Here is a 12,210-nt window from a genome sequence, read left to right as displayed (position 1 = left end):
CTCAGTACTTCAGGATAAATTGAGCTTATTTTTTCCGGATTAAACAAAAAAAATGGTACACCTTGTGGTGATAACTCCTTTGCATGAAAAAGCTATTGTTCCTCTGTCTATACGGATTGTCATCGTGGACAGCCAACGCACAAACTCCCGCCGGTTATTCCTTCATCCGTAACACGCCGGACAAACGCAAAGCCGACAGCATAAAAAGTGCTATCAGGTTAACGAGTCCCGGCGCTTTTGAGGAGTTGTCGTTCCGGACTGTCCGCTATCGTATGATGAAACCCTTGTCTTTACAGCAACACAAACGTTATCCGCTGGTGCTGGTGCTGCATGGCTCCGGAGCGGTAGGTACCAATAACATCACCCAGATGGGCATTCTCCCTAAATTATGGGCGCAGCCCCATATCCGGCAGAATTATCAGGCGTTTGTAGTGGCGCCGCAGTTTCCCGAGCGTTCTTCCGACTATGTGATGGACAGCAGCCGGCACACGCTGGTATCTGTGCCAGGTCCCAATACCAATACAGTACTGGCGCTTGTGGATTCCTTGAAGAAAGTGCTGCCGGTAGATGACAGACGTATATATGTGATTGGTTTTTCTATGGGAGCGTCCAGTGTTTTTAACAGCATTGGCCTGCGGCCCGACCTGTTCGCAGCCGGCGTGGCCATTTCCGGCATACCTGATTTCGATCACCTGCCAGCCCTGGAGGCTACGCCCCTGTGGGTAATCCATGGTAACGCCGATACAGAAAACCCCTATCGTACCGACTCTATATTAATCCGTACGCTGCAGGGCCGTCAGCTGCGCACCTGGGAGATAGACCAGCTGCAACATGAAATATACAGTGAGCTATATACCACGGACATACTGCCCGAATGGCTGTTTAGCCATGCCCGTTAGTTCACCTGGTAAACCAATAAACAACAATAATATCATTAGTGACGGACCTGTCCCAGTGCCAGTGCATAGGGCGGCTGCCCTTTGGTGAGCCCTTGCAGATAAAGGGTGAAAGCGCCTCTTTCATTGAGTTTTACCCGGGGGATGTCCAACAGGGTTTCCAGTGACTCGTTTCTCCACTGTTTCACTTTTACCTGGTACACACCTCCTTTCACCGCCCTGAAAGCTGCGGCCGCAGCAAGGTTGCGCTGCGAGGCCAGGTAAGGCACTGCTGCGCCGGTAAGCCGGATACTGTCCTTTTCCGTGAACAGGTCTACCACCACCGGGGCCGCATCTGCAGAAAGATGAAGGAAACGCACCTGTGCGTTGCCGGCAGCCGGTGCAGGGATATTGTCCGGCACAAGGGTATAATTAAGCCTTGACGGGCTTCCCCGGAGGGTATCATAAATAAACAGGGAGTATTTTTTGCCATGTTCAATGCGCAGGCTGTCAGCGATGACTACTTTTCCATCTGCCGTTTCCACCATCAGGTCGTCGGTGTCCTGCGTGGTAACGCTGCGGTACGCGCTGCCATAGCGGTTGCTGTAACTGCCATAGGCTAATTTGTTCACCCTTCTTCTGTCGTTATACACCACACTTACAGGACCCGCCTGCGGCGCTGCATTTACCGCCATCAGCAGGGCCTGTTGAGTAGCCGGCCTGCTCTTGTCTTCTTCGCAGGAAACAAAAACAAACGTAGTCAATACTGCTGGTAGCAAGGTCTTCCAATTCGTCATAAAAAATCGCAAAAATAACAGTTGTCTGTCTATAAGACATTAAAAAAAACAACACCCCCTACCCGGTAATGTAAAATTAACAAGCCTTTCTGATTAAAAACCGGGCATCAGGCATTAGAATATTTTAATGCAACGCGGAGAACGGGCATGGTGGCTTAATTTAGCCTCACCTTACAATTATGAACATCTTATTGATAGAAGACGAACCCAGTGTAGCAGCATTTATCAGAAGAGGACTGGAAGCACATCAACATACGGTTACAGTAGCATATGACGGACAAGACGGCTGCCATGTGGCCATACAATACAATTATGACCTGGTGATCCTGGACCGGCTGTTGCCCTCCCTTCATGGGCTGGAAGTTTGCCGCCGCATTAAATCCGTTAAAAAAGGCCTGCCTGTACTAATGTTAACCGCCTTAGGCACCGTGCGGGACAAAGTGGATGGTTTTGAAAACGGCGCAGATGACTATATGACCAAACCTTTCCATTTCGAAGAGCTGCTGGCCCGCATCCAGGCGCTGCACCGCCGTGCGCAGACCGTTACTGCTGCGGCCATATACCGCGTGGCCGACCTGGAAATGAACTGTTATAACCGCACCGTGTTCAGAAAGGGTAAAGAAATTCTTCTCACCGTAAAAGAATATGCCCTTTTGGAAGTGCTTATCATCAACAAAAACAAGGTGCTGTCGCGTACCTATATGGCGGAAACCGTGTGGGGCATTGACTTCAACAGGGGCACCAATCTGATAGACGTATACATTAACTACCTGCGTTCCAAAGTAGACAAAGGTTTCAGTCAACCACTCATCCACACCGTTGTTGGTGTGGGATATGTGCTAAGAGAAATTACGAATTCATAATTTCTAATTGCCTTCTAACAGTTGCCCGCTCGCTCTTAATTCCGCTCTAATACACTGCCACTAGCTTTGCACCTATATTCAACAGCCTATTCATTTATTCATTACACAACTGATTATGCACATCAAATCTATTCTCCTGTTTGTAGCATTGTTGGCCATATCGCTTGCCGGCATATCGCAGCAACGGACCATCCGGGGAACGGTCAGCGATTCACTCACACGACAACCACTGCCCGGCGTGACGGTAGCAGTGCCGGGAACCGCCACCGGCGTGGTAACTGGTGCCGATGGCCGTTACAATATCTTGTTGCCGGATGGAAAGAACACGCTCCGGTTTTCGTATATAGGTTACAGTGACCTGTCCCTCACCACCACTTCCGGCCATGATGAACTAAACGCATGTCTCTCCAGCGTGTCCCAGTCGCTCAACAGCGTAGTCATCACCGGTTACACGCAGCAAAGCAAATCCCGTACTACCGGTGCCGTTACCAGTCTGCCTACCGCCGTTACCACACAGGCGCCGGTAGCCTCCTTCGACGTGATGCTGCAAGGACGTGCCCCCGGCCTGTATGTAGGCACGCCTACCGGTCAACCGGGAGAAGCCGGCCGCGTCTCCATCCGCGGCCTCGGCTCCATCAACGGCGATGTAAACCCGCTGTATGTGGTAGATGGCGTACCGGTAGCCAACAACTCCTTTGCTGCGCTCAACCCCGAAGATTTTGAAACCATCCATGTGCTTAAAGATGCCGCCGCCACCGCGCAATACGGCTCCCGCGCCGCCAACGGCGTTATCGTCATCACCACTAAAAAAGGGAAAGCATGGGAAGACGGCAAAGTACGGGTCAACTACCGTGGCCAGTTTGGTGTATCAGGTCTTAACAGCAGCAAATGGGACATGATGAATACCGACCAGCGCCTGCAATTCGAGGAGATACTGCAAGACCCCACCCTGCCGGGATGGGCCTATTCCCGCAACAATCCCAATAAAATGGTGAACGGCATAGCCGTACCTAAAACAGCTGAAGACTATACTTTCGGCAACCAATACCTTGACAGCCTCCGGCAAATCAACACCGACTGGCGCAAACACCTGCTGCGCCAGGGCCGTATACAAACGCACAGCCTGAATGTTTCCGGTGGCAACGAAAAGACCACGTTCTATCTCTCCGGTGGATATTTTAACCAGGATGGTATTGCGCTCAACTCCGGCATGGAACGTTACAGCCTGCGCGCCAATGTACAGAACCGCAGCGGCAGATTTAAAACCACGCTCAATATGGGCATTTCTACCGCCACCATCAAATACATACAGGATGAAGGCGTAGCTGAAGAAGGCGGTGCAGCAGTCGGCGGCGGTGGCATCACCGAAAAAAACCCTATCGCGGCACTGTATTATGCGTTACCATATGAATCACCTTATGGCAAACCCGGACCTGGCCGCTATGGCGCCAATGCGCTGGACGCATATGCCAACAGCCTCAAAAAAGATAACCAGATAAAAGCCGTGTTGTCGCTCAATGAAACAGTGGAACTGACAAAAGAATTTCAGTTGACCGGCACCGTAGGCATGGACTTCCAGCAGAACAACACCACCAATTATCTGAACCCCGACTCGTGGTACGGTAAACTGGTAAGCAACGGCAACCAGGGCTCCTATCAGCGGGGACTGGCCAACAGGCTGGGACTGGTGGCCACCGGCGGCGTACGGTACAATAAACAATGGGGAAAAGACCATGAAATAGAAGCCAACCTGTTGTCCGAAATCAATAAAATAAAAGGCAACGGCTTCGGTTTCACCGGCTATGGCCTTGTGCCGGAGCTGCCGGGCACGCCCGCCGGCATCACGCCTGGCACGCCAGACAACAACTTCATTCCGGTGATAAGCGGACAAACAACACCTAACCGGTTGCTGATATCGCAGATCGCGTTGTTCCGCTATTCTTACGGTGACAAATACACGCTTTCCGCCAGCCTTCGCCGTGATGGCTCTTCCCAGGTGCCCGCCACCAACCGTTACAAGTTCTTCTACGCCATAGGTGGTAACTGGAACATACTGGCAGAAAACTTCCTGAAAGACCAGCAGGCCTTTAGCACGCTGCGCCTGCGCGCCAGCTATGGCCTTACCGGTAATGCCGGCGGCTTCACCAGCGACTATGGTTTCAGGACACTGTACAGTCCCGCTGATTACAACGGCAATAAAACGCTGGTGCCCATGACGCCCGGCAATCCCGCCTACAACTGGGAAATGAACCGTATCGGTGACATAGGACTGGAATTCGGTTTCTTCCACAACCGCCTGCGGGGTGAAATAGACCTCTACAACCGCGTCACCGAAGGGTTGTTTGTGAACCGTAACCTTTCGCATACCACCGGTTTCCCGACCATCGCCGCCAATGCCGGCAAGGTGCGTAACCGTGGCATAGAGCTGATGCTGGAAGGCGGCGCCATCAAAAACAGGGACTTCTCCCTCACCTTAGGGTTGAACCTCGCTTACAATAAAAACAAGATCCTGAGCCTTGGCGGCGAAGACCGGATCTTTGCAGATGAAGCCACCATGAACATGGTGGGCAGGCCGCTGGGCAGCTTCTATGCCGTACGCTGGAAAGGCGTGGACCCACAAACCGGCGCACCCGTTTATCTCGATAAAGAAGGCAGGGAAACCAACACCTACAATCCTGACGATGCCGTGCCGCTGAAAGCCGCCTATGATCCGCCGCTGATTGGTGGCGCTACAGTAAGCATCCGCTACAAACGTTTCGATTTATCGATACTTGTCAGCTTTATACACGGCATGTCGCGACTGAACTACCCTGACCTGTACGCACATTCCGGCAGCCCGAACTACCGCCAGTACAGCCAGTCGAAAGACATGCTCAACATCTGGCAGAAACCCGGAGATGTCAGTCAGTACCCCGGCGCGCAATACGCCACCTACTTCACCTCCCGCGATGTGACCAGCGCCGATTACGTAAAGCTGCGCAATATCACGCTGAGCTATAATATCCCGGTACCAAAGCATATGTCCGGCGCCATCCGTAACGTAAAAGTATTTGCCAGCGGCCAGAACCTGCTGTCCATCATGAAATGGCGCGGTTTCGATCCCGAAGATGCCAACGACATCGCACAATACGAATACCCGATGCCACGCACCATTACCGGTGGTATCAACGTCACCTTCTAAATTTTCATGACATGAACCGTATCATCAGACATATAGCAGTAGTTTGCTGCGCCGCCGCCCTGACCGTTTACAGCACATCCTGCAATCATATGCTGGACGTAAAACCTACCGACCAGGTAGACGGGGAAGATATATTCAAATCCCTTTCCACCGTGAACCGCGCCGTGCTCGGTGTTTATGCCGGATGGGAACCGGAACACACCCTGCGTATCGGCTCCGTGATGGCAGACGAATGCCGCATCGGATTAAAAAATGCCGGTGTGAACGGCTCTGCGCAAAACCTGTTCAGATGGGCTTTTGCCGGTGGCGACGCAGAAATTGCCTCACCATGGACCAACGCTTATCAGGTCATCAATCGCGCTAACCGCATCTTAGCAGGCATCGACCGTGTGCCCGTTACCGATGTCGCAGCAGAACAGCAAAAGCAGCAACTGCGTGCAGAGCTACTGGCCATCCGCGCCTTTGAGCATTTTGAGCTGTACCGCAGTTTCAGCTATGCCGGGGTATATCAGTCCGATGCGCCTGCCGTGCCTTATGTGACCAGTGCTGACATCAACTACAAACCTTCCCGCCCTGCAGCCGCCGACTTCTTCCGGCAATTGCAAAGCGATCTGGAAGTAGCGATCGCCATTTCCGGAAATCGTATAACCGACGACGTTACCCGTATGAACACATCGGCCATATACGCCCTGCGGGCGAGGGTAGCCTTATATACCGGCAACTGGGCCGCGGCTGCCGAAAACGCTACCCTGGCCATAGGCAAACTATCGCTGGCAGGCCGGGAGGAATTTCCCGCTATATGGAGCGATAAAAGCAATGCCGAAGTGATTTTCAAACTGAAACGCACCAACCTGAGCACGCTCCGTCCTGGTGACATCTGGAAAAACGCGTCTATCGGCATCGTTTACTTTGCCCCCTCGCAAAAACTGTTAAAGGCCTACGACGCAGACAATGATATCCGCTACAGCACCTATTTCGACCAGGACCCCGCGCTGGCCGCCGATGGCCAGCTCGCCGATGTGGTCCGGAAATATGCAGGAGAAGAAGGAGCTGAAAACCGTAATGACGTGAAAGTATTCCGGGTGTCAGAGATGTACCTCATCCGCGCAGAAGCCAATATGCACCTCGGTAAACTGCCCGAAGCCGCAGCAGACCTGCACGCTATCGGCCATGCCCGTATAAAGGGATATGAAACGCCGCCACCGACTGATGCAGCACAACTGCTCAGGGCTATTCTGCTGGAAAGATTCAGGGAACTGCCTTTTGAAGGACACCGTTATTATGACCTGAAAAGACTGGGGCTACCCATACAAAGGGACGAAGCCGATCTACAGCAGGGAGACACACAGACAGACCTGTTACCTTCTTCCCTGTATTATTACCTGCCCATTCCACAATCGGAAATATTGAGCAATCCAAATATAAAACCAAACAATAAAGGGTGGTAAACACACAACGGCAGCAAAAATTGCTGCCGTTGTGTTTACTTTTTTCATCACCCGGATTTAGGATCATGGTGGCCGCTGCAGGCTTTTTTCAATATAAAAAGCAGGCGTATCGCCGAAAGACAGTCGCAGTGAAGATATGCCGCAGCAGGTGCTGCGTATCCTCCGCAGACATAAGGCCGATATTTATATTTCACCCAAAAAATCCGTTATGAAAAAGAAAAAGGTAAATCTTTCCAAACTCTCTCTCAACAAAGAGGTGATCAGTCATTTGTCTCAGGAGAAAATAACAGGAGGGGCGCCTACCCGTATTATGACCTGTCTCGGCACCTGTAATACAGTGTTTGACTGTCCTATGCCTACCCTGAAAGGCCATTCTTGTGTTGATTTGTGTGAACCTTAAAACAAATCTGTTATGAAAAGGAAAAAACTGAATCTCTCCAAACTTTTAATTGTCCTTCCAGAGACCCAAATGGTATTACCTGTGTTCTGACTTGCGTTACAACTGTATGCAAATAGCGTAGCCGGTTATTTTTTTGATAGATGAAGTACTGTATGCTGTTGGCTTTCCCTCATTTTTTTAAATGCCTGTAAACACAAATCCAATATTTAACCCAAACCCTTCTGTTATGAAAAAGAAAAAGGTGAATCTCGCCAAGCTGTCGCTCAATAAGGAAGTGATCAGCAATTTGTCTCAGAAGAAAATAACAGGTGGCGCCACTTATAACGGTGGTTTCTGTAGTGTGGTTGGCTGTCAGCCTCAAACCCAGCCCCTGGTTTCCTGCTTTGAGGTATGTATGCCAAGCGTGTTTTGTACCCTTGACTGCTAACTAGCCGGAACAAACCTGTCCCAGGACCTGCTCTGTACCGGACGTATGCCAGACACAAGACGTTTCCTGTCCGGTTACAGCATGTTGATGACATTCGGTTGTGTTAAACCGATGTAATGAGCCCTCTGAACAGTAGCCTGAATGTAAAGAAGCCGTCTCAGAACAAGAGACGGCTTCTGCGTTTCGCCCACACCCGCCAGGGAAGGTGCTGCGTTGGCGCAAAACACCTCCTATTTGCCGTGATCACACACGCTCCGTCAGGTAAAGCCGCCGTAAGTTTGTATCGTTAACAACAGTCAAAAAAACGATCTAAAATATTTATCATGACAACCGCTAATCAGACTACTATTACCGTTGAAAGCACTATCAACGCACCTATTGAAAAAGTGTGGCAATACTGGAGCGCTCCGGAACACATCACCCAATGGTGTGCCGCCTCTGACGACTGGCATGCGCCGGAAGCCTCCAACGACCTGCGTGCCGGCGGTAAATTCAGCACCACTATGGCCGCAAAAGACGGCAGCTTCAGCTTCGATTTTGGTGGTGAATACACCGAAGTAAAAGAAAACGAACTGATCGCGTATGTACTGGGCGACGGCCGCAGGGTGAAAATCATCTTCAACAGTTACGGCGATACCACACACATCACTGAAACCTTTGACCCAGAAAGCACTAACTCGCTGGAAATGCAGCATGCCGGATGGCAGGCCATCCTGGATAACTTCCGCAAGTACACGGAAAACAATTAGCACCATATATACCAGGCCGGGGCGTAAGCGTTCCGGCCTGATTTTTTAGTCTACGCTTGCCGTTTCCAATAGCTTTCGCGTATAGTCGAGACCGGTAGTATAAATAGCATCGAACTTACTGAAGTCAAACATCCCGTATTGCCCCAAGCCTTCCGGCTCTACAAAAAACGTACATTGTTGTTTACTTTTCAGCACCGGTTCCCTGATAGCCATATGCATCGTACGCTCCATATTGGCCAGAAAACCACCGGCAGGATTATAGGGCACCAGTGGGTTTACATGCACGCCAATCACATGCCTGTACTTTGACAACAGGGGCTCCACAGGCAGGTTACCGGAAAGTCCTCCGTCCACATAAGGCACTCCCGCTATCTCCACCGGCCGGAACAACATGGGAATGGTAGACGCAGCCAGGATGGCCGGTATCAGCGGGCCGCGATCAAATATTTTCTGTTCCCCGTTAACGAAGTTGGTGGCCGCCACATATAGTGGCAGGGGCAATGTTTCAAAAGTAGTGTGCCGCAGGTTTTTCTTTAATGCATCTTCCACTTTCTTCAGCGAAAGAAAACCGGCCCGCCAGTTTTTCCATTCCATAGACAGTCCCAGTTTCTGTTGCTGGAATATCTCCCTGACTTCATCAGTATGAAAACCGTCGCAGATAAATGCGGCGGCGATAGAACCTGCGCTGGTGGCGGAGATAACCTCCGGAAAAATCTGCCGTTCCGCAAAGGCTTTTAATACTCCCAGGTGGGCGTATCCCCGGGCGCCGCCCCCGGACAATACAAACGGACGTAACATAGGCAATGGGATGCGGTTTAATGCATGTCCGAAGATAGCTAAAAAACAAACGTGCGGGGTTGTCCATTTCCGGACAGTGCAGCGTCCACCTATGAACAGCGGCGCTCCGCAAATATGTGCCCCGCGGGACTTTCACTGATGGCAACGTTATTGTATATTCCCATTTCAACCAATTCCAGTGGCATGTTACGTAACTACCTGAAGATTGCCTGGCGGAACCTCAACAAACACCGCCTCTATACACTGATCAACGTAATGGGCCTGGCCCTCGCCACCGCGGCCTTTCTACTGATCATCAACTATGTGCGGTTCGAACACAGCTATGAAGATTTCTATAAAAATGCTGACAATATATACCGGGTAACACTGGACCGCTACAAAGGAGCGGAGTATGTGCTCACCGACTGCGAAACGCACTATCCGCTGGGACCGTTCATGAAAAGGGAAATGCCGGAAGTAAAGGATTTTGTACGGATGCAAGCTGTGGAAGAGTTTGGGGAGATTAAGCAAGGTAACCGTGTGTTTCATATGGACCGTCTTTATGCCACCGACCCCTCTGTATTTACCGTGTTCAATTACCGGTTCATTGACGGAGACCCGGCCACCGCGCTGAACGCTCCTTTTCAGGTTGTTGTCACCGCTTCCACCGCACAAAAACTGTTTGGACGCGTACATGCCAAAGGCGCTGTCTTTCAGGCCGATGATAAAGTGTTTACCGTTACCGGCATCATCGAAGACCTCCCGGAAAATACCCACCTGAAAATAAATGCGCTCTTTTCCCACACTTCCCTGCCATCCGTACACAGGTCGCCGGACAACTGGGATGGCAATAACACCTATACTTATGTGGAACTGGCGCCACATAGCAGCGTGGCAGCCCTCAATGAGAAATTAAAAAAACTGTCCAAAGAACACATCAGGGAGAATGTCTTTACCGCGCAGGCCATTAAAGACATCCATCTGTACTCCCATAAATCTTTTGAACCGGAAAACAACGGCGATATCAAAACAGTACGTTTCCTGCTGATCACCGCCCTGCTTGTGCTGTTGGTAGGTGCTGTCAATTACGTGAACCTCACTACTGCCCGTGCCGCAGAGAGAGTGCGGGAAACCGGCATGCGTAAAACACTGGGATCGTCCCGTGGCATGCTGATCAGCCAGTTTATGGTGGAAACAGTGCTCATTAACCTGCTGGCCATGCTGGCCGCTTTAGTATTGGTGCAACTGGCACTTCCCGCTTATTTCAGCCTGATGGACCGGCCGGTAGATACCGGTTTCTTTAGCGCACCGTTCTTGTGGGTGAATGTGGCAGCCCTTTTCGTGCTCAACTCCCTGTTGTCCGGTATTTATCCGGCGTTGGTATTGTCTGGCGTGCAGCCTGTCAGCGTCACCAAAAGGACTTTTACCGGTGGCGTAAAGGGCTCCCTGCTTCGGAAAGCGCTGGTGGTAAGCCAGTTCACAGCTGCGCTGGTGGTGCTTTCAGCGTCTTTTATCGTATACCGCCAACTGGCTTATCTCCGCAGCCAGGACCTTGGGCTGAACACGGAACAGGTGCTCATTGTCACCGCTGCTTCTTCCAGCCAGGAAGCCACGCTGAAAAAACAGGCCGCTGCCTTCCTCAATAATATCGGACAACTGCCGCAGGTGGAAAAGGCATCCGTTTGCGGCTCTGTTCCGGGCAGCGACCAGCTAAGCACTACCACCGGTATCCGGCAATATGGCACCCAAACCGGAGCGGGTTATAACTACTACATGTATAATATCGATGCCGGTTTTATCCCCGCCATGCAAATAAAAATGGCGGCCGGGCACAACTTTGACCCGGGCACGGACAACAGCAGTTCCATCATTGTCAACAGGGAAGCGGCCAGGCTACTGGGCTTCAGCAGTCCGGAAGCAGCCATTGGCGGCAAGATCGCCTTCTTCCCAAACGAAACGCCTTACTCCACCATCATAGGCGTCACGGAAAATTTTCACCAGCAGTCCATGAAGACCGTCTTGCTGCCGATGGTACACTGGTACCGGGAAATCGGCAGCTATTATGCCGTTAAAATAAAAACCGCCGATATGCCGGCTACGCTGGCACAAATCAAACATATCTGGGAACAGCTGCATCCCGGCTACCCGTTTGACTACCGCTTTATGAATGAGCTGTATGACCGGCAATACAAAAGCGATGAACAATTCGGTAAAGTAGTGAAAGTGTTTTCTATCTTCCTGCTCTTCATCACCTGTCTGGGCATACTGGGGCTGACCGCCTTCAGCATCACCAAACGCAGGAAGGAAATCGGTATCCGTAAAACGCTGGGGGCTTCTGTGAGCAGCATTGTCACATTGCTCAGCAAAGACTTCGTTTACCTGATACTGATTGCGCTGGCGATGGCCACGCCGCTTACCTGGTGGGCCATGAGCCAGTGGTTGGACAATTTCGCATACCGTGCCCCTATTTCATGGACCGTTTTCAGTATGGCAGGTCTCCTCACCTTGCTGATAGCCATGGTGACTGTCAGCTTCCAGACCCTGCGGGCCGCGCTGGACAATCCCATACATGCGTTACGGTCGGAATAAAGCTATGGCACCCATAATTTCTGCACAGGAGCTGTCACCTGTTCGTCACTGGTAGATAGAAATATTTTACCGGGGATGCGCTTTAATCGACATGTCCTATATTT

Annotated in this window: 10 protein-coding genes; 8 read left to right on the top strand and 2 right to left on the bottom strand. The window is 51.2% G+C overall.

Annotated elements, in window-relative coordinates:
• Window positions 1-83 precede the first annotated feature (83 nt).
• Window positions 84-899: a hypothetical protein gene (locus tag ACTJJS_RS00415; protein ID WP_440661975.1), complete on the top strand. Its 816-nt coding sequence runs from the start codon at window positions 84-86 to the stop codon at window positions 897-899.
• 35 nt (window positions 900-934) lie between these two features.
• On the opposite strand, the gene ACTJJS_RS00410 is transcribed toward ACTJJS_RS00415, so the two are convergent.
• A complete protein-coding gene (locus ACTJJS_RS00410; RefSeq protein ID WP_440661974.1) occupies window positions 935-1,672 on the bottom strand; it encodes a DUF4397 domain-containing protein in 738 nt (245 codons plus the stop codon).
• A gap of 179 nt (window positions 1,673-1,851) precedes the next feature.
• Between ACTJJS_RS00410 and ACTJJS_RS00405 the strand changes: the two genes are divergently transcribed.
• From ACTJJS_RS00405 to ACTJJS_RS00380, 6 genes are all read left to right on the top strand, one after another.
• The gene (locus ACTJJS_RS00405; RefSeq protein WP_440661972.1) at window positions 1,852-2,535 is read left to right on the top strand and encodes a response regulator transcription factor; all 684 of its coding nucleotides are present in this window, start codon (window positions 1,852-1,854) and stop codon (window positions 2,533-2,535) included.
• A 115-nt stretch (window positions 2,536-2,650) separates the two neighbouring features.
• On the top strand, window positions 2,651-5,716 hold the full coding sequence (locus ACTJJS_RS00400) for a SusC/RagA family TonB-linked outer membrane protein (protein ID WP_440661971.1): 3,066 nt from the start codon (window positions 2,651-2,653) through the stop codon (window positions 5,714-5,716).
• An 11-nt stretch (window positions 5,717-5,727) separates the two neighbouring features.
• The gene (locus tag ACTJJS_RS00395) at window positions 5,728-7,164 is read left to right on the top strand and encodes a RagB/SusD family nutrient uptake outer membrane protein (RefSeq protein ID WP_440661970.1); all 1,437 of its coding nucleotides are present in this window, start codon (window positions 5,728-5,730) and stop codon (window positions 7,162-7,164) included.
• Between the two features lie 208 nt (window positions 7,165-7,372).
• Window positions 7,373-7,564, top strand: coding sequence for a class I lanthipeptide (locus ACTJJS_RS00390; RefSeq protein ID WP_211092540.1), 192 nt, complete (start codon window positions 7,373-7,375; stop codon window positions 7,562-7,564).
• Window positions 7,565-7,790: 226 nt separating this feature from the next.
• A complete protein-coding gene (locus ACTJJS_RS00385; protein ID WP_168869833.1) occupies window positions 7,791-7,991 on the top strand; it encodes a class I lanthipeptide in 201 nt (66 codons plus the stop codon).
• 323 nt (window positions 7,992-8,314) lie between these two features.
• The gene (locus tag ACTJJS_RS00380; RefSeq protein WP_343745321.1) at window positions 8,315-8,740 is read left to right on the top strand and encodes an SRPBCC family protein; all 426 of its coding nucleotides are present in this window, start codon (window positions 8,315-8,317) and stop codon (window positions 8,738-8,740) included.
• Window positions 8,741-8,785: 45 nt separating this feature from the next.
• On the opposite strand, the gene ACTJJS_RS00375 is transcribed toward ACTJJS_RS00380, so the two are convergent.
• Window positions 8,786-9,538, bottom strand: a complete 753-nt coding sequence (locus tag ACTJJS_RS00375) for a patatin-like phospholipase family protein (RefSeq protein WP_168869835.1) — start codon at window positions 9,536-9,538, stop codon at window positions 8,786-8,788.
• A gap of 183 nt (window positions 9,539-9,721) precedes the next feature.
• Here ACTJJS_RS00375 and ACTJJS_RS00370 point away from each other — a divergent pair, with 183 nt between their 5' ends.
• Complete coding sequence (locus tag ACTJJS_RS00370) at window positions 9,722-12,106, top strand: ABC transporter permease (protein ID WP_440661969.1); 2,385 nt, start codon at window positions 9,722-9,724, stop codon at window positions 12,104-12,106.
• Window positions 12,107-12,210 lie beyond the last annotated feature (104 nt).

The sequence above is a fragment of the Chitinophaga sp. 22308 genome (assembly GCF_052045305.1).
Classification (GTDB): Bacteria; Bacteroidota; Bacteroidia; order Chitinophagales; family Chitinophagaceae; genus Chitinophaga; species Chitinophaga varians_A.
Note: the sequence above shows the minus strand (reverse complement) of the source record. Positions and strands in the feature narration are given on the sequence as shown.